General features: G+C 71.2%; 18 protein-coding genes, 1 tRNA gene and 1 pseudogene. 12 read left to right on the plus strand and 8 right to left on the minus strand.

The annotated features are described in order from the left end of the window. Position 1 precedes the first annotated feature (1 nt). The 5 genes from ABFX55_RS14445 (at position 2) to ABFX55_RS14465 (ending at position 5,685) form a co-directional block, all read left to right on the plus strand. Positions 2–748 (plus strand): IclR family transcriptional regulator, encoded by a 747-nt coding sequence (locus tag ABFX55_RS14445; RefSeq protein ID WP_346121227.1) that lies wholly within the window; start codon positions 2–4, stop codon positions 746–748. A gap of 96 nt (positions 749–844) precedes the next feature. Further along, positions 845–2,302, plus strand: a complete 1,458-nt coding sequence (glpK, locus tag ABFX55_RS14450) for a glycerol kinase GlpK (RefSeq protein ID WP_346121229.1) — start codon at positions 845–847, stop codon at positions 2,300–2,302. A gap of 43 nt (positions 2,303–2,345) precedes the next feature. Further along, the gene (locus ABFX55_RS14455) at positions 2,346–3,899 is read left to right on the plus strand and encodes a glycerol-3-phosphate dehydrogenase/oxidase (protein WP_346121231.1); all 1,554 of its coding nucleotides are present in this window, start codon (positions 2,346–2,348) and stop codon (positions 3,897–3,899) included. Between the two features lie 116 nt (positions 3,900–4,015). Next, positions 4,016–5,413: an MFS transporter gene (locus tag ABFX55_RS14460; protein ID WP_346121233.1), complete on the plus strand. Its 1,398-nt coding sequence runs from the start codon at positions 4,016–4,018 to the stop codon at positions 5,411–5,413. Further along, positions 5,410–5,685, plus strand: coding sequence for a hypothetical protein (locus ABFX55_RS14465; RefSeq protein ID WP_346122023.1), 276 nt, complete (start codon positions 5,410–5,412; stop codon positions 5,683–5,685). The genes ABFX55_RS14460 and ABFX55_RS14465 overlap by 4 nt, the downstream gene beginning before the upstream one ends. Here the strand turns inward: ABFX55_RS14465 and ABFX55_RS14470 are convergent. The 3 genes and pseudogenes from ABFX55_RS14470 to ABFX55_RS14480 form a co-directional block, all read right to left on the minus strand. After that, positions 5,679–5,729 (minus strand): annotated as a pseudogene (locus ABFX55_RS14470) (hypothetical protein); the annotation flags it as partial. The gene ABFX55_RS14465 and the pseudogene ABFX55_RS14470 sit on opposite strands and share 7 nt — an antisense overlap. A gap of 54 nt (positions 5,730–5,783) precedes the next feature. Continuing rightward, positions 5,784–7,019 (minus strand): bifunctional alpha/beta hydrolase/OsmC family protein, encoded by a 1,236-nt coding sequence (locus tag ABFX55_RS14475; RefSeq protein WP_346121997.1) that lies wholly within the window; start codon positions 7,017–7,019, stop codon positions 5,784–5,786. A gap of 13 nt (positions 7,020–7,032) precedes the next feature. Continuing rightward, on the minus strand, positions 7,033–7,353 hold the full coding sequence (locus ABFX55_RS14480) for a hypothetical protein (RefSeq protein ID WP_346121235.1): 321 nt from the start codon (positions 7,351–7,353) through the stop codon (positions 7,033–7,035). Between ABFX55_RS14480 and ABFX55_RS14485 the strand changes: the two genes are divergently transcribed. Next, positions 7,352–8,194 (plus strand): SMI1/KNR4 family protein, encoded by an 843-nt coding sequence (locus tag ABFX55_RS14485; RefSeq protein ID WP_346121237.1) that lies wholly within the window; start codon positions 7,352–7,354, stop codon positions 8,192–8,194. The genes ABFX55_RS14480 and ABFX55_RS14485 overlap by 2 nt on opposite strands. Positions 8,195–8,415: 221 nt before the next feature. Continuing rightward, entirely contained in the window at positions 8,416–9,270 is an 855-nt protein-coding gene (locus ABFX55_RS14490; protein ID WP_346121239.1) for an amidohydrolase family protein, read from the plus strand. Positions 9,271–9,528: 258 nt separating this feature from the next. Here the strand turns inward: ABFX55_RS14490 and ABFX55_RS14495 are convergent, their stop codons facing one another. Next, entirely contained in the window at positions 9,529–9,807 is a 279-nt protein-coding gene (locus tag ABFX55_RS14495) for a hypothetical protein (protein ID WP_346121241.1), read from the minus strand. A 276-nt stretch (positions 9,808–10,083) separates the two neighbouring features. Continuing rightward, positions 10,084–11,052 carry an AraC-like ligand-binding domain-containing protein gene (locus ABFX55_RS14500; protein ID WP_346121243.1) on the minus strand — a complete coding sequence of 323 codons (969 nt, stop codon included), beginning with the start codon at positions 11,050–11,052 and terminating at the stop codon, positions 10,084–10,086. A gap of 177 nt (positions 11,053–11,229) precedes the next feature. On the opposite strand from ABFX55_RS14500, the gene ABFX55_RS14505 reads away from it, so the two are divergent. Further along, positions 11,230–11,358 carry a hypothetical protein gene (locus ABFX55_RS14505; protein WP_346121245.1) on the plus strand — a complete coding sequence of 43 codons (129 nt, stop codon included), beginning with the start codon at positions 11,230–11,232 and terminating at the stop codon, positions 11,356–11,358. Between the two features lie 75 nt (positions 11,359–11,433). On the opposite strand, the gene ABFX55_RS14510 is transcribed toward ABFX55_RS14505, so the two are convergent. Beyond that, positions 11,434–11,510 (minus strand) — tRNA-Pro (locus ABFX55_RS14510). Between the two features lie 323 nt (positions 11,511–11,833). On the opposite strand from ABFX55_RS14510, the gene ABFX55_RS14515 reads away from it, so the two are divergent. Continuing rightward, positions 11,834–13,567, plus strand: a complete 1,734-nt coding sequence (locus ABFX55_RS14515; RefSeq protein ID WP_346121247.1) for a GMC oxidoreductase — start codon at positions 11,834–11,836, stop codon at positions 13,565–13,567. Here ABFX55_RS14515 and ABFX55_RS14520 read toward each other — a convergent pair. Beyond that, a complete protein-coding gene (locus tag ABFX55_RS14520) occupies positions 13,557–15,494 on the minus strand; it encodes an alpha-amylase family glycosyl hydrolase (RefSeq protein ID WP_346121249.1) in 1,938 nt (645 codons plus the stop codon). The two genes, ABFX55_RS14515 and ABFX55_RS14520, sit on opposite strands and share 11 nt — an antisense overlap. Before the next feature lie 87 nt (positions 15,495–15,581). On the opposite strand from ABFX55_RS14520, the gene fxsT reads away from it, so the two are divergent. From fxsT to ABFX55_RS14535, 3 genes are read left to right on the plus strand one after another with little or no spacing between them, the layout of a single operon-like run. After that, positions 15,582–18,680 (plus strand): FxSxx-COOH system tetratricopeptide repeat protein, encoded by a 3,099-nt coding sequence (gene fxsT / locus ABFX55_RS14525; protein WP_346121251.1) that lies wholly within the window; start codon positions 15,582–15,584, stop codon positions 18,678–18,680. Between the two features lie 27 nt (positions 18,681–18,707). Continuing rightward, positions 18,708–19,421, plus strand: a complete 714-nt coding sequence (locus ABFX55_RS14530) for a DUF72 domain-containing protein (protein WP_346121253.1) — start codon at positions 18,708–18,710, stop codon at positions 19,419–19,421. 11 nt (positions 19,422–19,432) lie between these two features. Further along, the gene (locus ABFX55_RS14535) at positions 19,433–20,398 is read left to right on the plus strand and encodes a magnesium transporter CorA family protein (RefSeq protein WP_346121255.1); all 966 of its coding nucleotides are present in this window, start codon (positions 19,433–19,435) and stop codon (positions 20,396–20,398) included. Here ABFX55_RS14535 and thrS read toward each other — a convergent pair. Beyond that, complete coding sequence (gene thrS, locus ABFX55_RS14540; RefSeq protein ID WP_346121257.1) at positions 20,376–21,575, minus strand: threonine--tRNA ligase; 1,200 nt, start codon at positions 21,573–21,575, stop codon at positions 20,376–20,378. The two genes, ABFX55_RS14535 and thrS, sit on opposite strands and share 23 nt — an antisense overlap. Positions 21,576–21,668: the final 93 nt, after the last annotated feature.

Raw genomic sequence — 21,668 nt, forward strand, 5'->3', positions numbered from 1 at the left:
AGTGGGAGAGACGATTCAATCTGTCGAGAGGGCCGCGGCGATCCTGAGGCTGCTCGCCTCGGGCTCGCGGCAGCTGGGCGTGGCCGAGCTGGCCAGGGCCATGGGCCTGCCCAAGGGAACGCTGCACGGCATCCTGCGCACGCTGGTCCACGTGGGCTTCGTGGAGCAGGACGGCGTGACGGGCAAGTACCGGCTCGGCGCCACGCTGCTGCACCTGGGCAGCAGCTACCTGGACGTCAACGAGCTGCGCGCCCGCTCGCTGAACTGGGCCGACGGCCTGGCCGGCCGCAGCAGGGAGAGCGTCTGGATCGGCACCTTCCACGAGGGCCAGGTCCTGGTGATCCATCACGTCTTCAGGCCCGACGACAGCATGCAGGTCCTGCAGGTCGGCGCCCACCTGCCGGCCCACGCGACGGCGCTGGGCAAGGTCCTGCTCGCCTTCGACCCCTACGGCGAGGCCCCCCTCCCGCTGGCTCCCTGCACCAAGAAGACGATCGTCACAAGGGAGGGGCTCGACCAGGAGCTCGACCTGGCCAGAGCCAGGGGATGGGCCGCCGACATGGAGGAGCTCGAGGAGGGCGAGGTATCCGTCGCCGCCCCGATCAAGGACGGCAGGGGCGTGGCCGTGGGCGCGATCGGCATCAGGGGGGCTGTCGAGCGCCTCGCGGCCGACGGGCGGCTGGACATGGACTTCGTCTCCTACGTCCGCGACGCCGCCAGGGCCATCAGCAGGGACCTGGCGCGATGAGGCGCGCCACCCCTGTTGACACCAGCCGACGACCGAATAACATTCCCTTCAGCGTTCGGCATTGTCGAACACTTTGAGAGACATGCGAGGAACCCCGTGCCTCGACAGCACTATGTCGCAGCCATCGACCAGGGCACCACGTCCAGCCGATGCATCGTGTTCGACCAGGGCGGCAACATCATCTCCGTCGCCCAGCGCGAGCATCGGCAGATCTTCCCCCGCCCCGGCTGGGTGGAGCACGACGCCGCCGAGATCTGGGAGGCGGTGCGGGCCGTACTGGACGACGCGGTGGGCGGGCTCGACATCGCCGCACTCGGCATCACCAACCAGCGTGAGACCACCGTCGTCTGGGACCGGCTCACCGGCGAGCCGGTGAGCCCCGCGATCGTCTGGCAGGACACCAGGACCGACGGGCTGATCCGCTCGCTCGCAGGCTCGGAAGAGCTGTTCCGCGAACGGGCGGGGCTGCCGCTGACCACCTACTTCTCGGGCCCCAAGCTGCGCTGGCTGCTGGAGGAGACGCCAGGGCTGCGCGGGCGGGCCGAGCGCGGCGAGGTCCTGTTCGGCACCGTCGACAGCTGGCTGATCTGGAAGCTCACGGGCAGGCACGTCACGGACGTGACCAACGCCAGCCGTACGCTCATGATGAACATCCACACGCTGGCCTGGGACGACGACCTCCTGACCGCGCTGGACGTGCCGCGGGCGATGCTGCCGGAGATCCGTCCCTCGGTGGAGGTCTACGGCCACTACAGGGGCATCCCCGTGGCCTCCGCCCTCGGCGACCAGCAGGCCGCGCTGTTCGGCCAGACCTGCTTCGCGCCGGGTGAGACCAAGAGCACGTACGGCTCGGGCAGCTTCCTGCTGATGAACACCGGCCACGAGCCGGTCACCTCCAAGCACGGGCTGCTCACCACGGTCGGCTACCAGATCGGCGACGCGCCCGCCACGTACGCGCTGGAGGGCGCGATCGCGGTGACAGGGTCACTGGTGCAGTGGCTGCGCGACAACCTCGGCCTGATCTCCAGCGCCGCCGAGATCGAGACCCTGGCCAAGACCGTGGACGACAACGGCGGCTGCTACTTCGTGCCCGCCTTCTCCGGCCTGTTCGCCCCGCACTGGCGCTCGGACGCCCGCGGCGTGATCGCCGGGCTGACGGCGTTCGTGACCAAGGGGCACATCGCGCGGGCGGTGCTGGAGGCGACCGCCTTCCAGACCAGGGAGGTGGTCGACGCGATGGACGCCGACGCGGGCCTCGCGCTGACCTCCCTGCGGGTCGACGGCGGCATGACCGCCGACAACCTGCTCATGCAGACCCTGGCCGACGTGCTGGCGGTGCCGGTGATCCGCCCGGTGGTCGCCGAGACGACGGCGCTGGGCGCCGCCTACGCGGCAGGTCTGGCCACGGGTTACTGGCCCGACCTCGACAGCCTGCGCGCCAACTGGCACAGGGCCGCCGAATGGCGCCCCGCGGCAGGCGGCGACTCGCGGGAGCGCGACTACCACTACTGGAAGAAGGCCGTGGCCCGCACGCTCGACTGGGTCGAGCAGTGACCGGCCCTCCGCCTGCCCCGCGTTCCCTGAAGGAGACACGTCCATGACCATCGCCACGCGCGGCACCAGAGCCGAGACCCGCGCGGAACTGTCCAGGACCACCTATGACCTGCTCGTCATCGGCGGCGGCATCCTGGGCACCTCCGTGACCTGGATGGCCGCCCAGGCGGGGCTGCGGGTGGCGATGGTGGACGCGGGCGACTTCGCCGGCGCCACCTCCAGCGCCTCCTCCAAGCTGGTCCACGGCGGACTTCGTTACCTGCAGACCGGCAACCTCAAACTCGTCGCCGAGAACCATCGCGAGCGCAGGGCGCTGGCCGCCGACGTGGCTCCGCACCTGGTCACGCCGCTCAGCTTCGTGGTCCCGATCTACAGGGGCGGCCCGCACGGGGCGGCCAAGCTGGGCGCGGGGGTGTTCCTCTACTCGGCGCTGTCGGCCTTCGGCGACGGCCTCGGCAGGGTCGTCACCCCGCAGCAGGCCCTCGCCAGGGTTCCCGCGCTGCGCGCGGAGGGGCTGCGCGCCGCCGCCGTCTACGGCGACCACCAGATGAACGACAGCCGCGTCGCGGTCATGACCGTGCGGGCGGCCGTCGAGGCGGGCGCGGACGTGCTCAACCACGCCGAGGTGATCGGCCTGCGTACGGCCCGCGGCACCGTCTCGGGCGCCGAACTGCGCGACCGCCTCGACGGCGGCGAGTTCGGCGTCGACGCCCACCTGGTGCTGAACGCGACAGGGCCGTGGGTGGACCACCTGCGCAGGATGGAGGACCCGGCGGCCGCGCCGAGCATCCGGCTGTCCAAGGGCGCCCACCTGGTCATGCGCCGCCACGAGCCGTGGAAGGCGGCGCTGACCACGCCGATCGACAAGTACCGGGTCTCGTTCGCCATCCCGTGGGAGGACCACCTGCTGCTGGGCACCACCGACGAGGAGTACGAGGGCGACCCCGCCGGCGTGCGGGCCACCGACGCCGACATCGCGCAGATCCTCTCCGAGGCGGGGCACGCCGTACAGGACTCACAGCTGCGGCGGGAGGACATCACCTACGCCTTCGCCGGGCTGCGGGTGCTGCCCGGCGGGCCTGGCCGGGTGGCCGCCGCCAAGCGGGAGACCGTCGTCACCCGCGGCAGGCGCGGCATGCTGTCGGTGGCGGGCGGCAAGTGGACCACCTACCGCCACATCGGCAGGCTCGTCCTCGACATCCTGGCCCATCTGCCCGGCCGTCCCCTCGGCGACGACCTCGCCGCCATCCTGCCCGCCATGCCGCTGCCCGGCCTGGCCAGCCCCGACGCGGTGGCCATGCGCCTGTTCACCGAGCGGGAGCCGGGCGCGAGGATGGACCCGCTGGTGGCCCGCCACCTGGCCGCCCACTACGGCTCGATCGCCTTCGACGTGGCCAGGCTCATCCGCGAGGACCCGAGCCTGGGCGAGCGCATCCACCCGGACGGCCCCGACATCTGGGCCCAGGCGGTCTACGCCCGCGAGCACGAGTGGGCCGCCACCGTCGACGACGTCGTACGGCGCCGCACCACCCTCACCATCCGCGGCCTGGACACCGCCGACGTCCGCACCCGCGTCGCGGGACTTCTGAGGAAGTAGGCGCGCAAGCCTGCCTCCCTGGAAGTGAGGCGTTGTAATTTACGTCACTCTCGGCTAGAACCGCATTTTAGAACTTGCTTCTAGCTTTGTCCGATGGCGCAGCGGAGGAGAGTGCGATGGCCGAGGTCGTTGCGGAGAAGCGTCGGCGCATGGGAGCGCCGCCCGCCCGTGGGATCAGCGCGAACGATCCGGCCCCCTACGGGTGGGCGCCCCTGGTGGTCCTGTTCCTGGTCGGCCTGGTCGACAGGGTCGAGCACAGCCTGCTGTCCGGCGTCCTGCCGCTGCTCCAGCGGGAGTGGGGGATCAGCGACACCGCCGCGGGGGCCATCCCGACCGCCGCCGCCATCGCGGCGGCCGCCGTCGCGCTGCCCGCCGGCTATCTGGCCGACCGCTACAGCCGTACCCGCATCATCGCCATCGTCGTGTTCTGCTGGGGGCTGGCCACGCTCGGCTCCGGCCTGGCCGTAGGGTTCGCGATGTTCTTCGCCATGCGGGTCTTCCTCGCGGCCGCCGAGAACATCGACAACCCCGCCTCGGGCAGCCTGCTGGCCGACTACTACCCTCCGCTCACCCGCGCCAAGGCCTACGGCCTGGTGCGCATCACCACCTATCTCGGTGGCCTCGGCACCGCGCTCGGCGGCGTGCTGGGCCAGGCGATGGGCTGGCGCGCCACCTTCATGATCATGGCGATCCCCGGGGTGCTGACGGCGCTGCTGGTCTGGTGGCTCAGGGAGCCCTCGCGCGGCTTCCTGGACCGGGTGATCGCCCGCGACTCCGCCCAGCCGCAGCCCGTGCCCGATGCGGTCGGTCCGCGCCCCGAGGAGGTGGAGGGCGTCGCCGCCAGGCTGACCGGCCGCCTGCGCTTCGGCAGGCAGTTCCGTGACGTCCTGAAGATCCCCACCCTCACCATGGTCTGCGTCGGGCTGATGGTGCTCACCCTCGGCCTGGCGGGCATCGCGTTCTGGATGCCGAGCCTGATGGTCAGGGGCTACGGCGTCAGCCCCGGCGCCGCGGCGTCGCTGGCCGGCCTGATCAGCGTGGCGGGCGTCGTGGGCGGCACGCTCATCGGGGCCTGGCTCGGCAGGCGCATGCACGCCACCCGCAAGGGCGGCAGGCTGCTGGTCGGCGGGACCGGCATCACGCTGGGCTCGCTGACGCAGGCCGCGGCCATCTCCATGGACTCGCTGACCATGCTCGTGCTCCTGCTGCTTGCCTCCTCGCTGCTGTCGGCGATGGCCATCCCCAACATGACCGCCTCGCTGGCCGACGTGGTCGGCGCCGACTCTCGAGGGCTCGCCTTCGCCGTGCTCCAGCTCTTCATCGCGGCGGGCGCGGCGTTCGGGCCGCTGGTGGTGGGCATCTCCTCCGACAGCAGCGGCTCGCTGGTGACCGCGATGTACGTCCTGGTCGTGCCGATGGTGCTGGGCGGGCTGCTCTGCCTCGCGGCGCGCGGCTTCTTCGAACGCGACGCCCAGAGGGTCCTCGACGCCGCTCGTGAGGAGGCGGGCCGATGACCGGGATCGTGCGGGACCGCGTGGTGGTCGTCACGGGTGCGGACAGGGGAACCTCGCCCGCGCCCAGCAGGTGCACCAGCGGCCTGCGGGTGCCCAGCGCGCGGGCGCGCTCGTGGGAGGTGACCACCAGCTCGCCGCCCCCCGTCGGTGACCAGGCAGCACTCCAGCAGGTGGAAGGGGTAGGCCACCAGCCTGGAGCCGAGCACTCGACGCCCACGATGTTCGTCATCATCCGCACCCCCTCCTCCAGCTCCACCACGGCGATCGCGTAGGGGCCCTCGTCCTCGAACCCCAGCGCGGGCCTGTGGCTGATCACGTAGGAGTAGAAGGCGGCCCGGCCGCTGGCGGTGACCCACGCCTGAAGCAAACTCTAGGAATGGCCAGGCGTTTCCACCGTCTCGATGACCACCTCCGACTTGAGCGTGCGATGCACGGGGCACTTGTCGGCGATCTCGAGGAGCCTGCGGCGCTGCTCCTCGTCCAGCGGGCCTTCCAGCAGGATCTCCCGCTCGATCTTGTCCAGCGTTCCTGCCTCGGTCTCGCAGTCGGCGCAGTCCTTGGCGTGGATCCGCTTATGGCGCAGCCGTACCGTCACCCCCTGCAGCGGCAGCCGCTTGCGGTCGGCGTACATGCGGATGGTCATGGACGTGCACCCGCCCAGCGCGGCGAGCAGCAGGTCGTACGGCGTGGGCCCGGCGTCGGCCCCGCCCACCGAGAGCGGCTCGTCCGCGGTGAACCGGTGGCGGCCCGCGGTGATCTCCTGGGTGTAGCGGCCGACCTCCCTGACCTCCACGACCCCGTCCCGCTGCTCGGACGGCGGCGCGGCGGGCGCGTCCACGTAGCGGCTCGCCCAGGCGGCGATCACGGTGGCCGCGTAGGCCGAGTCGGCGTCGGCGCTCAGGAGATGGTCGGCGCCGTCGAGCGAGACGAACGATTTGGGATGGCGGGCGGCCTCGAAGATCGTCCGGGCGTGGTCGACGCCCACGATCGCGTCCGTGGGCGCGTGCATGACGAGCAGCGCCCTGCGCAGGCGCGCGATGCGCTCCCGCTGCGGCTGGGCGGCGATGTCGTCAAGGAAGGCGCGGCTGACGTGGAACCTCCTGCCCTCCAGGCTCACCTCCGCCGCCCCTGTGGCCTCGATCTCCAGGGGCGCGTCGGGGAACAGCCCCGCCACATGGGAGGGATCGGCGGGCGCGCCGATGGTCACCACCGCCCGCGACTCCGGGATCCTCTCCGCCGCGGCCAGGACCGCCGCCCCGCCCAGCGAGTGCCCGATGAGCAGGGCAGGCGGCGCGATGGTGGCCCGCAGGTGGTCGGCGGCACTGACGAGGTCCTCGATGGTGGAGGTGAAGTCCGTGTTGCCGAAGTCGCCGCCGGACTGGCCGAGCCCGGTGAAGTCGAAGCGGAGCACGGCGATGCCGAGCCCGGCCAGTTCGCTGGCGATGCGGGAGGCGGCGCGCACGTCCTTCCCGCAGGTGAAGCAGTGCGCGAACAGCGCGACCGCTCTGGGCGGGCCTTCGGGCAGCTCCAGCCTGCCCGCCAGAGGGATACCGGCTGATCCGGTAAAGGTCACACGTTCGCTGCGGATCTGCCCGCCCTGTCCCATCACAGGGGAGAGCCTAGGCAATGGTGCGCAACAGGGCGTCGATCGCCTCGTCCCCCGTGGGCGGCCCGAGGCGCGTCGGCGCTCCCGCGGCCACCAGCGCCCGGACGGTCCCCAGGTGGTCGCCGTCGTCGGCGCGGTTGTTGCGCGACCCCCACAGCGCGCAGTCCAGCGGGGTGGGGCCCTCGTCGAAGGCGCGGTCGGCCGGGTCCGCCCCGCGCTCCAGCAGCAGCAGGACGGTGGCGGTGCGCGTCGACCGGCCGCGCGCCACGTCCAACACCGCGGCGTCGACCGCGTCGAGCTCGGCGCGTGCGACCTCGGTAGACTCGCGGCCCATGACGACGATCGACGACCTGGTCGCTCTCGTGCCGCCGCCCACCGAACCGGTCGACGCGCGAGGCGACTGGGATGAGGTCGAAGCGGCTCTCGGGCTCGCCCTGCCCGCCGACTTCAAGGCGCTCATCGGGCTATACGGGCTCGGCCAGTTCGTCGATCACATCACGCCGCTGACGCCGTTCGGCGCCCACGGCCTGCTGATCGAGCGCGCTCAGGGGCTGCTCGGCAGAGAGGGGCCCTACCGCGAGAAGTATCCCGCCGAATGTCCCTACCCGTTCTATCCCGAGCCCGGCGGGCTGCTGGAATGGGCCGGCACCGACAACGGCGACGCGCTGTGCTGGCTGACCGAGGGAGAGCCCGACGGCTGGCGCGTCGTGGTCTGGAATCCGCGCGCCGTCGCCTACCACGAGCACGACGCAGGCGCGGCGCGGTTCCTCCACGGCTGGTTGAGCGGGCGGGTCTCCACGCGGATCCTGTCCGACGAGTTCAGGCAGGCGGGGCTGTGGTTCGAGCCGTTCCGCGTGCGCGAGCACGTCACCCTGACCTTGTCGGAGAGCTCGCTGCCGTACGACGAGCGGCTGCGGATCCTGCGCGAGGCGCTCGCGCCCACGGAGCACAGAGGCGGCTACGAGGACGAGGACGGCGACAGGCAGGACCACCTCGCCGCCACGGACCTCGGGTGGCGGCTGACCTACGCGTCGGACTTCGACCACCAGATCCTGGCCGCCTTCCCGCCCGAGGACGAGCAGCGGGCCAGGCTCACGCTGTTCGACACCGCTCGCCGCATGGGCTGCAGGGTGCTGTCGGCCACCACGCGCCTGGGAGAGCCCGTCTGGACCTAGCGGCGGCTACTCCCCGCGTCGTAGACCGGCCGGATCCGGGTACCTCCGGCGTAGCCGCGGAAGAGCCCCCAGGCGGACGCCGCGGCCCAACCCGGCCGGAGACGATCTCGGACCATGGAAGTCACCGAGACGTACCCGTCCAGAGCCAGGTACGACCACGGGTTCGCGTGGTGAGCACGTTCGCGCAGGCCGTCCATCCGAAACGACCTTTCATGCCCTCTATGACGAGAAGGGCCGCGCTGCGAGCCGCCGTCATCGCCGTCGCCGCAGGCGCGGCACCCGCCCTGCAGCCCCGCACGGCCGCGGCGCGGACGAATGACCGCGCCATCGCGCTGACCCACGCCACGGTCATCGACGCCACGGGGCGCCCGCCACGCCACGACATGACCGTGCTCGTCACAGGCGACCGGATCAGCGCGGTGGGGCGGACGGCCGACGTCCCCGTCCCCGAAGGCGCGACCGTGCTCGACCTGACCGGCAGGTTCGTGATCCCCGGACTGTGCGACATGCACGTCCACAGCATCCCCTCGGAGCGGATCGCGCCGCCGCTCTACCTGGCCAACGGCGTCACCACCGTCAGAGAGATGTCCGGCTCCGCCCTGCTGCACGGATGGCGGGATCGCGTCGGCAGCGGGACCATGCTCGGCCCGCGATGGATCATCGGCAGCAGGATCGTCGACGGAGCGCCGACCGTCGGGGACCCGGGATCGTTCACCGTGGTCACGACCGAAGCCGAAGCGCGGCAGGCCGTACGCCAGGCGAAGAAGGAGGGCGCCGACTTCGTCAAGGTCTACTCCAGGCTGACCGACGTCACCTATCGCGCCATCGCGGACGAGTCGCGCCGCCTCCGCATCCCGTTCGCGGGACACTGCCCCGACGCGGTCGCGCTGACCACCGCCAGCAGGGCGGGCCAGCGCAGCATCGAGCACCTGTACTCGACCTGGTATGCCACCTCCACCCGCGAACAGGAGATCCGCCGGCACGCCGTCGTGACGCGAGGCCGGTTGATCTCCAGTGCGCAGCGCACCCGCCTGCTCGCCGAGGTCGCCCAGGCCGCCGCCCTCGAGCGTCGGTGACGTGGCTGGGGTCGGGGGAGGTCTGGGCAAGTCGAATCCCGCACGAAGAGTCTGCCGTCAGCGGGCTACGTCTGCCCCTGACTGAGCACGGTGGCTCCCCAGCTTCCTTTGATCCCCAGCTTCCTTTGATCCACAAGACACGCCGGGCCGCTACCTCTTGCCTCAGTCGCCGGCGGGGCTGACCGGCGTCGAGGAGACCGGACCAACTACCAGCCCCTGGCTCCCAGCCGGTTACAGACGGAACTGCCGGAATCCCGCTCAGTTGCGGGAAGCTCCCGTCATGACGAGACGAATCAAGGCGATGACCGCACCGGGTCCTAGCGTGAGCAGAGATGCTTGGATCATCGCCCCCCAGCCTTCCATGTCACGGTCACTTCTCGCCCCCATGAACTGGACGAAGAAGAGGCCGATCGCAACCAGGGTCAGACCAAGGATCAACCCCATCAGGACGGTTCGCGCCTGTCGATTTCGGACGGGTAGACAGGCGAGAGCAACCCAGACGAGCGCGATAACCAGGATGAGTCCATAGCTGAACATGGATGCTTTTCTCCGCCTATTCCGCATGTATGCATCGCTGTTCCCGGCGTCGGACGGGACTGCTCCATGGCATGATCGTGCCGCAGCGCGCCGTCGAGTCGATCACGCACGCGGCTCATGCCGGGAGGCTGCCGTATCTCCCGGGAACATCGGCTGATCTTGCCGCCATCAGCTTGCTACGGCGGCGCCTCGCGGTCGTTAGCGGTGAGTGCAGTCTTTCTTGACACTGCGCGCACACCGCCCGAGTGCTCCCGGGCGGTGTGCGCCCAACGGGGATCACGGGGAGCCCAGCACGGAGTGGCGGTAGTCCTTGGGGGGCATTCCGTACGCCCGGCGAAAGGAGCGGCTGAAGTCCGTGGCCTGCGTGAACCCCCATCGGGCTGCGATGTCCTTTATGGAGTGCGCTCGCAGATGGGGGTCGGCGAGGTCCGCGCGGCAGCTCTCCAGCCGGCGTTGCCGAACCCACGCCATCAGGGTGGTCTCCGGCCGCTGGAAGAGCAGGTGCAGGTAACGCACGGAGATGTGGTGGTGGGCGGCTATGGCGGCGGGAGACAGGTGCGGGTCGCCGAGGTTGTGTTCGACGAAGGCCCGGATGCGTACCCTAAGCGCCTGCTGCTGGGTCTCGGGCGGGAGGCGGTCCTGCGCGTTCAGGCGATGCGCGATGAAGGCCATGGCCAGATCCAGGGTGAGCGTCCCCAGCCGCCTCAAGTCCACCAGCGCCATTGACGAAGCCTGGCGGACCAGGTTCCTGAGGTAGTGGGCGAGGATCGCCGCCATACCGGCACGCGCGGGCATACGCCGGGCGAGGAGTTCGTCGACCTTCTTCCCGGGCAGAGGCAGACGGGCTCTCGGCAGGTGCAGGATTATCGCCCGCGACGTTCCCTCGAAGGCACCTCCGTCATACGGGTGAGAGGTCTCCCACAGGACCAGGTCCCCAGCATGCATTCTGGTGTCCTTGCCCGCCTGAGAGATCCACATCTCGCCTCCCGTGATGAGGGTGAGTTCGTACATCTCCGGGTCGGAGCGGCGGATCAGCGCCGGGGTGCGCTCCGATCTCAGCGTGGGAAAGGACATGGTGGTGATCCGCAGGTCGCTCAGGTCAATGGCCCCTGCGGTGGCCCTGAAGTCGTCGGTGTGATCGGTGGTGATCCGGGTGGGGGCCACGTCATGGCTGATCAGATCGCACCACCAGTCGAATCGCTGACTGGGGGGCAGGTCCGTGCTCTGTAAGGCGATGAAGGTCATCAAGCACCTCTCATGACGCATCGGTTGCGTTGTCGAACGGGCCTCGGCGGTGTCGGCACGAGCGGACGGCCGTCCTGCTCCAGAAGATCACAGACGCGGTGGGGATCGGCACAGACTGGTGCCCCGCGCGAACGGCCGCACAGCTCCGTCTCGCTGCTCTCGGACCCTGCCGTCCCCTTGAAGGAGGAGATCGCGCAGCTCGCCGGCCATAGCGGGACGGCCGTCGCCGAGGTGGTCTACCGCAAGCAGACCCGCCCGGTCCTGCTCGGCGGAGCTGGGGTGATGGACGAGATCTTCACCCGATAGTCACTCAGTTAGTCACTCAGGAATGCGAAAAGGTGCCATCCTTCCGGATGACACCCTCATCGACCAGCGATTATCTGGTCGGGACGACAGGATTTGAACCTGCGACCCCTTGACCCCCAGTCAAGTGCGCTACCAAGCTGCGCTACGTCCCGCCAAGCTTCCGTGGAACCTTTGTGGAGGTGTTCCGCGGCGGCCTTGCGTGGAAAACACTATCACGATCGGCGGGCCGTTCTGTGCCAAGTCGGGCCGGGGCAGCGGGAGATGCTCCGCTGCCCCGGCCGCCCTCGCCGGTCCCCGTCGCTGTCGGGGCGGGATGACGAGCCGCGCCTCCCCAAGGCGCCCCGTGTCACTGCCGGCTCGCGCTCCCGCCCGGTTCTCAGCATTCCCCTCCCCGGTTGTCAGGACCTTGCATTCATTCGCAAGCGGTCTATAAGTCGCATGCGGTGAGATCACCCCCAACGCGGGAGGTATGGCGATGGGGACTCTCACGATCGTGCTGCGCGGCGGCAGCGTCAGGCCGGATGCCAGGCTGTCGGTGCGCAGCGGTCTCGACGGCTGGCAGGAGGACGTTCCCTGCGAGTACGTCAGCGGCGCCGACGAGTGGCGGGTGGAGCTCCAGGGCGAGGGCCCTGTGGAGTTCAAGTTCCGCTGCGACGGCTCATGGGAGCGCGGCCCCAACAGGGTCGTCGAGAACGAGCACGTGGCCACCATGGTGGGCAGGCGGTACGAGCTGTTCGAGGAGCCGGACGACATCCCCGTGGCCGACTCGTTGGCCGCCCGCGCCCACTTCCCTCCCGCCGGCACCGACCAGGACTTCGACTACATCGTGGTCGGCAGCGGCGTCGGCGGCGGCACGCTGGCGCACAGGCTGATGGTCGAGAGCGGCGGCGCCGCCAGGGTGCTGGTGCTGGAGGCGGGCGGCTACCTGTTCCCCACGCACGTGGGCAATCTGCCCAGGCGACACGGCCCGTACGTCAACCGCAGCGTGTGGGAGCTGTGGAACCAGTTCAAGGTCAGGCGTTACAGCTCCGAGCAGCCGCTGGATCTGGCCCAGGCGTTCTGTCTCGGCGGCAGGTCGGTGTTCTGGGGAGCGCTGGTGCCGCGGATGGCGCCCGCCGAGTTCGCGGGGTGGCCGCAGGAGGTCAGGCAGGACCTCGAGGGCGGCTGGTACGACCAGGCCGAGGACCTGCTCAACGGCAGCGCCATGCCGAAGGACACCCTCTGCGGAACCGTGGGGGCCATGCTCGGGCAGGAGCTGCCCGACCTGGCCGGCGACCAGGCGATGCTGGCCGCCGAGCACGCCTCGGGCAACGGCCTCGGCATTCCTTCCGGCATCTTCTCCACGGCCGCGCTGCTCATGGAGGACAGGCTCAGGGCGGGCTGGGACGAGCGCCTGCACGTCAACCTGCACCACCAGGTGTGCGGCTTCGCCTTCGACGGCGACGCGGTGACCGCCGTCGACGCCTTCGACCTGGTGGCCGGCGTGCAGCGCAGGTTCAGGCTGGCCGAGGGCGGCAGGGTGATCCTGTCCGCGGGCACGATGGGCACCCCCGTGCTGGCCCGCGCGGCGGGCCTCTCGCACGAGCTGGCCGGGCGCGGCATCACCGACCACCCCACCTACTACTGGAAGTTCTCCGTCAAGGACGGATCTCCCGGCTACAGCGCCGAGGACGCCGCGAAGGTCCTGCTCAGGGGTACGGCAGGCGACATCCCCTACAACGCCGTGGTCGAGATGGGCGTGAACCTCAACCAGTACCACGTGGACGAGGACCTCGACCTGGACGAGGCCGACATGCCGTGCGAGGTGGTCTTCTTCACCGCCGTGCCCCTGGAGGAGCGCAACAGGGTGGAGGTGCGCGGCGAGGGCAGGCGCGCCCGCCCGCACGTCGTCATGGCGCACGTCGAGGTCGAGGGCCTGGCCGAGGCCTTGGAGCGGATCGGGGCCGCGGTGATGGACGCCGTCCGCGGCACCCCGCTGCACCCGCTGCCGGTGCGCTCGGAGCTCGGCGCGGTCGGCCACGAGGTCGGCACCATGCGGATGGGGGTCGACGCCGCCACCGGCGTCGTCGACCCCGACCTCAGGGTGTACGGCAGGCGCAACCTCTACGTCTGCGACCTGTCGGTCTTCCCGACCTCGCCCGCCGCCAACCCCTCGCTCACGCTCGCCGCCCTCGCGATGCGCCTGGCCGCCGGACTCGTCAACGGTTGACGGCCACCAGCACCGACAGCGGCGGCAGGTCCTGGATCTCCACATAGCGGGCGCCGTCGGGCGAGGGCAGCACCGGCACCGTCGAACCCACGGGGTGCTTGGTGGCCCCGCCCACCTCGGCGGTGTTGGCCACCACGGTGAAAGCCGTCGCCGTCGCGTTGAGGCCGGCGTCGACGTGCAGCCTCGCCGTCCGTGACTCGGTGGAGCTGGGGTTGACCACGCACAGGGCCTCGTCGCCCGCCAGGATGCGCGACCAGCCGACCACCTCGCCGGCGGCGGGCGCGGTGAAGGAGCCGTCGGCCCTGCCGAGCGCGCGCAGGTACTGGCGGCCCGCCGACAGCACCGGATGCGCCGCGCGGGCCCTCAGCAGCATGCGCACCCGCTGGTAGACCTCGTTGTCCTGGTCGAAGACGTGGTGGCCCGAGGTGCCGAAGGGCCCGAAACCCGGCGTCGAGGGGTCGGGCGCGTGCCCGCCGAGCTCGCGCGGATGCTCGGGCCCGAACATCGCCTCTCGCAGGTAGATGTCGCCGGCCAGGTCCCTGACGCCCCACCCCGGCAGCCACCCGCGCTCCTCCGGCTCGGGCCCGGTGAGGCCCTGCTCCACGCCGTAGTAGAGGCAGGGGATGCCGAGCAGGAACAGCAGGAGCCCCGCCCCCACGACGGTCCGCTCGGGCGAGGACTCGGCCATGCCGAAGCGCAGCTGGGGGGTGATGGCCAGGTCGTCGTGGTCGTCGAGCATGGAGACGTACCTGCTGCCGAGCGCCCTGTGGCTGATGTCGAGCGGCAGCGTGAAGCGGCCGAACAGCTCCTCGGGCGCGGCCCGGCCCTCCGCCACGGCGCGCAGCGTCGCCCTGGTCTCGCCGGTCTCCAGCACGGCCGACAGGTCCTGCCCCACCAGCTTCAGGTACTTCTCCTGGATGGTGTCGCCGCCGCCGACCTCGCCGACGATGAGGAAGTTCTTCTTGCCCAGGCGCTCGGCGTACTCCCTGATCGCCCCGCAGAAGGCGCGGGCGTGCTCCAGGGGGACGTGCTTGAGCGTGTCCACGCGCAGCCCGTCGAGGTCGGCGAGGGCGATCCAGTAGCTGTAGATCTCGATCATGGTCTGCAGGCGCGTCCCCATGTCGAGGTCGCGGCTGAACCAGTCGGCGCGGCGGTAGGGCGCGTCGGGGTCCTCGTCCCCGCCAGGCCCGAAGCTGCCGCCGTCGCCGCCCGCCCTGGTGTAGGACTCCGGGCTCTGTAACTCCTCGGGCCACACGCCGTGGTCGGGGCCTGTCGGGACGATCCCGCGCGGCAGCCTGCCGCCCTTCCCGTCGCGCCACGCCCCGAAGTCGTACGGCGGACCCGCCCTGTACTGCGGGCGCACCACGTCCTGCCCGTCGAGGTCGTAGTCCCAGTTCTCGCCCGAGTGGTTGAGCAGCACGTCGAGGATGACCCTGATGCCGCGCCGGTGCGCCTGCCGTACGAGCGCGACCAGGTCGGCGCGGGTGCCGAGGCGCGGATCCACCTCCATGAAGTCCTGGACGGCGTAGCCGTGGTAGTCGTCGGGCTCGGCGGGCCCGCCCTCGACGCCCGCCACGGGACGCTGCTTCCACACCGGGCCGATCCACAGGGCCGTCACGCCCAGATCGTCCAGATATTCCAGTCGCGAAGCGACCCCCGACAGCGTGCCGCCCTGGTAGCGTTCCCGTCCTGATCGGGCCCACCGGTCCCAGCGCCAGCCCTGCGGCCTGGCGGCCCACAGGTCGGACCTGTCCAGGAGCGGGCGGTCGCCTTCCCTGCCGTCGCTGAACCTGTCAGGGAGCAGGAAGTAGATCACCTCGTCCCGCCAGTCCGAGGGGGAGGGGTGATAGCCCTGCCGCTCCGGCCACGGAGCCCCCTGGACACGGCGCGGCGCGGGTTGGCCGACGATCTCCTCGACGGTCGCCATGAGGGGCGCACCTCCAGATTCGCTTGGTTTGAGCCCAATGTGTGACGCGTTACAGTCGCTTGCAAGCATGTAGAAGGGAAGCGCAGCATGGAAGCCCGCGTGGAGATCGGGATCCTCGGCACACTCGAGGTCTTGGTCGACGGCGTCCCTGCCGCGTTAGGCGGGCACCAGAGGGCCGCCATCCTCGCGGTGCTGCTGCTCAACCACGGCGACGTGCTGAGCGCCGACCAGCTCATCGACCAGATCTGGGCGGGCAGGCCGCCGCGCAGCGCGACCAACACCCTGCACGCGCACGTCTCGCGGCTGCGCAGGACGCTCGGCGGCAACGCGTTGCTGCAGTCGCACGGGCCCGGCTACCGGCTGGTCATCGAGCCCGAGCTGGTCGACGCCCACAGGTTCGAGCGCCTGGTCACCAGGGGCAGGGACGAACTGGCCAAGCAGGACTGGAGCGAGGCGGTCGCCGTCCTCGACAGCGCGCTGTCGCTGTGGCGAGGCCCCGCGCTCGCCGACTTCAGCGCCGACCCGTGGGCGCAGTTCGACGCGATCAGGCTGGAGGAGCTGCGCTACGCGGCCGAGGAGGGCCGCACCGACGCCGAACTGGCCCTCGGCAGGCACGCGGAGGTGCTGCCCAGGCTGGAGCAGCGGGTGGCCCGCCACCCGCTGCGCGAGCGCTCGGCCGCCCAGCTGATCACCGCGCTCTACCGGTGCGGACGGCAGGGCGACGCCCTCAACGTCTACGACAGGGTGCGCAAGGTCCTGGCCGAGGAGCTCGGCGTCGACCCCGCGCCCACCCTGCAGGCCCTGCACCAGGCGGTGCTCACCCACGACCCCTCGCTGATGGCCGAGACGGTCAGCGCCAGGCCCGCCAGGCCCGCGCCCCGCAGGCGGGTCAGCAACCTGCCCGCCCGCAACCGCGTCTTCTGCGGGCGCGAGGAGCTGCTGGCCGAGCTGGGCGAGGCGCTGTCGTCAGGCCATCCTGTCGCCCTGTACGGCATGGCGGGCGTCGGCAAGACACAGGTCGCCGTCGAGTACGCGCACCGGCACGCCGCCGACTACGACGTGGTGTGGCGCGCCTCGGCCGCCGAGCCGCTGGCCCTCGCGGGAACGATGGAGGACCTCGCGCTGCGCCTGGGCGTGCGCGAGCGGGCCGACAGGGCAGAGCTGGCCGGCGCGCTGCGCGACAGGCTCGCGGGGATGGACAGGTGGCTGCTCATCCTCGACGACGCCGAGGACGCCTCCTCCCTGCACGCGCTGGTGCCCGACGGCGGCGAGGGGCACGTGATCGTCACCTCGCGCAACCCCGCGTGGGGCCAGCACGCCGTACCGCTGCGCATCGACCCGTTCTCCCGCGAGGAGTCCGTCGCCTTCCTCGCGCGCCGTCTCGGCCCGCAGGCCGGCTCGAGCGGCGCGCCCGAGCTGGCCGACCAGCTGGGCGACCTGCCGTTCGCGCTGGAGCAGGCCGCGGCCTACAGCGAGCAGACCGGCATGACCTTCGAGGAGTACACCGACCTGTTCAGGCGCAGGGCCGACAGGCTCCTGACCCGCGCCGCCGAGCGGGACGAGACCTTCGCCACCTCCTGGCAGCTGGCCTTCGAGCGGGTGCGCTCGGCCTCGCCTGCGGCCACCGAGCTGCTCTACCTGTGCGCGTCGCTGGGCGGCGACGGGCTGTCGCTGCACCTGATGCGCGGCCTGACCGGCGTGCTGCCGCCCGCGCTCGAGGCGGCCGTGGCCGACGAGGTGGGCCTGCAGGACGCCATCGCCCATCTGTTGCGCCACTCCCTCGTCGATCGCGACAGGGGACGGCTGCGCATGCACAAGATGGTCGGCGCCGCCGCCGTCGCCACCCTGTCGCCCGAGGCGCGCAGGCAGTGGCTGATGAGCGGCATCCGCCTGGTCGAGGCCACCGCCCCCGCCGACCCCGACAACCCGACGCACTGGCCGCACTGGGACGAGGTGCTGCCCAGCCTCATCCACCTGGCCGCGCAGTCCGAGAGCGTCGGCACCGTGCCGCTGGCGCTGCCGCAGCTGCTGTGCGGGGCCGGCCGCTACCTGACCACCAGGGCCTCCTTCGAACGGGCGGCCAGGCTGTTCGAGACGTCGCTGACGCTGCTGCGCCGCGCGGGCGGCTCGGACGCCGACCTGGCGGCCGTCCTGACCGAGCAGGGCAAGCTGCTGGAGGTGGTCGGCGACCTCGAGGGCGCCATAGCGGCCCAGGAACAGGCGCTCACGCTGGCGGAGGGGGCCTTCGGCCCCGACCACCCCGGCGTCGCCTACGTGCTCAAGCGCCTCGGCGACGTGCTGGTCTGCCAGCGCCGCCTGCCCGAGGCCAGGCGGATACTCGAGCGCGGCCACGGCATCCTGGCCTCCCGCGACGACGCCGACGGCAGGGAGCTGGCCAGGATCGGCCGCGACCTGGGCTTCGCCGCCTGGCTCGCCGGTGACCTGACCTCGGCCCAGCAGTGGCTGACCCGCTCGCTGACGGCCTCGCGCAGCCTGCTCGACCCCGGCCACCCCGACGTCGCGCACTCCCTGTCGGGCCTCGGCCTGGTGCTGCAGGACGCGGGACGCCGCGAGGAGGCCATCAAGCTGCAGGAGCAGGCGCTGTCGCTGCTGGTGGCCGTCTACGGCGAGGAGCACCCCGAGGTGGCCCACACCCTCGACAAGCTGGGTTACGCGCTGCGCCTGGTGGGCCGCCACGACGAGGCGAGGCTGAGTCACGAGCGGGCGCTGGCCATCCTGGAGGCCTGCTACGGCCCCGGCCACGGCGAGGTCGGCATGCCGCTCACCAACCTGGGGCTGGTCTACCAGGAGATCGGCGACCACGACCTTGCCCAGGAGCACCAGGAGCGCGCCATGGGCGTCTTCTCCGCCGTCTTCGGCCCCGACCACCCGCACGCCCAGCTCGGCGCGCGCAGGCTCGGCATGGCCAGGCTCCTCGGCGGGCGCGTGGTCGAGGCGAGAGAGCTGCTGGAGAGCGCCGTGACCGGCACCGAGCGGGCGCTCGGGCCAGGCCACCCCGACGTCGGACGGGCCCTGCTCGACCTGGCCGCCGTGCACGAGCGGCTGGCCGACATGCAGGCGGCGAGGGAGTGCCGCTCGCGCGCCGAGCGCATCCTGAGCGCCGCCTACGGCCCCGGCGCCCTGCGCGGCGGCGGCTCCCCCTCCCTGCCCGCGGGAGCCGGTTGACGTCTCCCCGCTGGGTAGGGGAGCGGCATGGCGACGCGCGTGGGCACCTCCGGCTGGCAGTACAAGGACTGGCGCGGCGTGCTGTACCCCGAAGGGGTGCCCCAGCGGCTCTGGCTCGAGACCTACGCCGAGACCTTCCACACCGTGGAGAGCAACAACGCCTTCTACCGCCTGCCCTCGCGGGAGACCTTCGAGGGCTGGGCCGAGCGCACCCCCGGCGACTTCGTGATGGCGGTCAAGGCCAGCAGGTTCCTCACCCACATCAAGCGCATGAGCGATCCGGAGGAACCGGTCGAGCGGCTGATGAACGCCGTCGCCGGGCTGAAGGACAAGCTCGGCCCGATCCTGCTGCAGCTGCCTCCGACGCTGCGCGCCGACCCCGCCAAACTGGAGCGCTGTCTCGCCTGCTTCCCCGACGGCACGAGGGTGGCGGTGGAGTTCAGGCACGTCTCGTGGTGGACCGGCGAGGTCAGGGCGGTGCTGGAGAAGCGGGGCGCGGCGCTGTGCTGGGCCGACCGCCTCGGCCGCGCCCAGAACCCGCTGTGGCGCACGACCTCGTGGGGATACGTGCGCCTGCACGAGGGCAGGGCCACGCCCAGGCCTGGCTACGGCGAGGCCGCGCTCCGCTCGTGGGCCCGCCGGGTGCGCGAGGCCGGATGGGGCGAGAGCTACGTGTACTTCAACAACGATCCAGGAGGGGCCGCCGTCAGGAACGCCCTGCGATTTGCCGCCCTCGTCTAGGGTTGGCGTTCATGGTGCGCACCCGTTTGTACCGCGATGGGGTCCTGGTGAACGAGGGGTTCCCCATCGCGGACGTCTCCGACCACGTCTCCGATCCCGGCAACGTCGTCTGGTTCGACCTGTGCTCGCCCACCACGGGCGACCTGGAGACGATCGCGGAGGAGCTCGGCCTGCACAAGCTGGCGGTGGAGGACGTCTTCCAGCACCACCAGCGACCCAAGGTCGACCTGTATGACAGCCACCTGTTCATCACGGTCTACTGGCTGCATCTCGAGGACAGCAGGCTGCACCCCGTCGAGATCAACATCTTCGCCACCCGCAACGCGCTGGTCACCGTCAGGGAGAGCGAGCACTTCGACGTCGACAGGGTCGTCGCGCGCTGGGACGCCAACGCCGACCTTGCCAAGTACGGCGTCTCCTTCCTGCTGCACGGCCTGCTCGACCACGTCGTCGACGCCCACTTCGACCTGGTGGAGCACCTCGACGAGCTCGTCGAGGACCTGGAGGAGCAGTTGTTCGAGGAGCGGCCGATGACCAAGGAGGACGCCAGGCGGATGTTCACCCTGCGCAAGAACATGGTGGGGCTGCGCAAGGCGGCCTCCCCTATGCGCGAGGTGGTCAACACGCTGATCAGGCGCGACGTGCACATGGTCGTGCCCGCGATGCAGCCCTACTACCAGGACCTCTACGACCACGTGCTGCGGGTGGCCGAATGGACCGAAACCCTGCGCGACCTGCTCAGCAACCTGCGCGAGACCCACATGTCCCAGCAGGGCTTCAGGCTCAACGAGATCATGAAGTCGCTGACCAGCTGGGCGGCGATCATCGCCGTGCCGACGATGATCACCGGCTACTACGGGCAGAACGTGCCGTACCCGGGGTTCGGCACGAGCCTGGGCTTCTGGTCCTCGACCATCGTCATCCTCACCGCCTCAGGGCTGCTCTACCTGGCCTTCAAAAGGAGGGGCTGGCTCTAGCCGCCATCCAGGCCAGCACCTGGGCGATCGGCCTGGCCTCCTGCCTGCCCTCGTCGCGCGAGCGCAGCGCCGCCTCGCCGTTCGCGGCCTCAGCCGGACCGACGACCAGCTGGAAGGGCACCAGCCTGTTCGCCCTGATCCTGGCGCCGAGGGTGCCCTGGTGCGGAGCGGCCATCGAGGCCCGCAGCCCGGCCGCCACGCACCGCCGCAGCAGCCGCTCGGCGGCGGGCGCCTCGGCGTCGGTGAGCGGCAGCACCACCGCCTGGACGGGGGCCAGCCAGGAGGGGAAGGCGCCCCCGTAGAGCTCCACCAGGTGCGCGACCAGGCGTTCGAGGCTGCCGACCAGGCTGCGGTGCACCATGACAGGACGGTGCTCGCGCTGGTCGGAGCCGATGAAGGCCAGCTCGAAACGGCCCGGCTGGAACAGATCGACCTGCACGGTGGACAGGGTGGCCTCGCGGCCCTGCGGATCGGCGATCTGGATGTCGATCTTCGGCCCGTAGAAGGAGCCCTCGCCGCGCTCCTCGTCGTAGGCGCGGCCCCTCGCGTGCAGGGCCTCGCGCAGCACCGACTCGGCGCCGGCCCACATGGCCGGGTCGTCGACGTACTTGGCGCCCTCGCCGCGCAGCGACAGGCGGTAGCGGACGGGCACGACGCCGAGCCGGTCATGGGCGGCCTCGATCAGGTCGAGCACGGCGCCCACCTCGTCGGCCGCCTTGTCGGGAGGGCAGAAGACGTGGCCGTCGTTGAGCTGGATGGCCCGCACTCTGGACAGGCCGCCGAGCACGCCCGACAGCTCGCCCCTGTACATGCCGCCGAGCTCGGCCAGCCGCAGCGGGAGCTCCCGATAGCTGTGCGGCCGGGAGGCGAACATCAGCGCGTGGTGCGGGCACAGGCTCGGCCGCAGCACGAACCGCTCACCGCCGACCTCCATCGCGGGGAACATGTCGTCGCTGTAGTGCGCCCAGTGGCCCGATCTCTCGTACAGCTCCTGCTTGCCGAGCACCGGCGAGTTGACGTGCTGGTAGCCGTTGCGGCGTTCGAGCTCGCGCACGTAGTCCTCGATCGCCCCACGCATGGCGGCGCCCGCGGGCAGCCAGAAGGGCAGACCCGAGCCGATCATGGGGTGGGTGTCGAACAGGTCGAGCTCGCGGCCGAGCCTGCGGTGGTCGTTCATGGAAACCCTCCGGAAGACGAGGGCGAACGGCCAGTGACCCCGGGCGTTCGCCCGGGGAGCATCGATCAGCGCGCCGGGAACGTGTCCGGCGTC

The organism is Nonomuraea roseola (assembly GCF_039535395.1).
Lineage (GTDB): Bacteria > Actinomycetota > Actinomycetes > Streptosporangiales > Streptosporangiaceae > Nonomuraea > Nonomuraea roseola.

Bases quoted from the DNA above. Each gene is read 5' to 3' on its own strand.
- ABFX55_RS14535 (WP_346121255.1), top strand. From the start codon at position 19,433: ATGGTGCGCACCCGTTTGTACCGCGATGGGGTCCTGGTGAACGAGGGG.
- ABFX55_RS14475 (WP_346121997.1), bottom strand. From the start codon at position 7,019: ATGGGACAGGGCGGGCAGATCCGCAGCGAACGTGTGACCTTTACCGGA.
- ABFX55_RS14460 (WP_346121233.1), top strand. From the start codon at position 4,016: ATGGCCGAGGTCGTTGCGGAGAAGCGTCGGCGCATGGGAGCGCCGCCC.
- ABFX55_RS14465 (WP_346122023.1), top strand. From the start codon at position 5,410: ATGACCGGGATCGTGCGGGACCGCGTGGTGGTCGTCACGGGTGCGGAC.
- ABFX55_RS14480 (WP_346121235.1), bottom strand. From the start codon at position 7,353: ATGGGCCGCGAGTCTACCGAGGTCGCACGCGCCGAGCTCGACGCGGTC.
- ABFX55_RS14520 (WP_346121249.1), bottom strand. From the start codon at position 15,494: ATGGCGACCGTCGAGGAGATCGTCGGCCAACCCGCGCCGCGCCGTGTC.
- thrS (WP_346121257.1), bottom strand. From the start codon at position 21,575: ATGAACGACCACCGCAGGCTCGGCCGCGAGCTCGACCTGTTCGACACC.
- ABFX55_RS14495 (WP_346121241.1), bottom strand. From the start codon at position 9,807: ATGTTCAGCTATGGACTCATCCTGGTTATCGCGCTCGTCTGGGTTGCT.
- ABFX55_RS14485 (WP_346121237.1), top strand. From the start codon at position 7,352: ATGACGACGATCGACGACCTGGTCGCTCTCGTGCCGCCGCCCACCGAA.
- ABFX55_RS14500 (WP_346121243.1), bottom strand. From the start codon at position 11,052: ATGACCTTCATCGCCTTACAGAGCACGGACCTGCCCCCCAGTCAGCGA.
- ABFX55_RS14530 (WP_346121253.1), top strand. From the start codon at position 18,708: ATGGCGACGCGCGTGGGCACCTCCGGCTGGCAGTACAAGGACTGGCGC.
- ABFX55_RS14515 (WP_346121247.1), top strand. From the start codon at position 11,834: ATGGGGACTCTCACGATCGTGCTGCGCGGCGGCAGCGTCAGGCCGGAT.
- fxsT (WP_346121251.1), top strand. From the start codon at position 15,582: ATGGAAGCCCGCGTGGAGATCGGGATCCTCGGCACACTCGAGGTCTTG.
- ABFX55_RS14490 (WP_346121239.1), top strand. From the start codon at position 8,416: ATGACGAGAAGGGCCGCGCTGCGAGCCGCCGTCATCGCCGTCGCCGCA.
- ABFX55_RS14455 (WP_346121231.1), top strand. From the start codon at position 2,346: ATGACCATCGCCACGCGCGGCACCAGAGCCGAGACCCGCGCGGAACTG.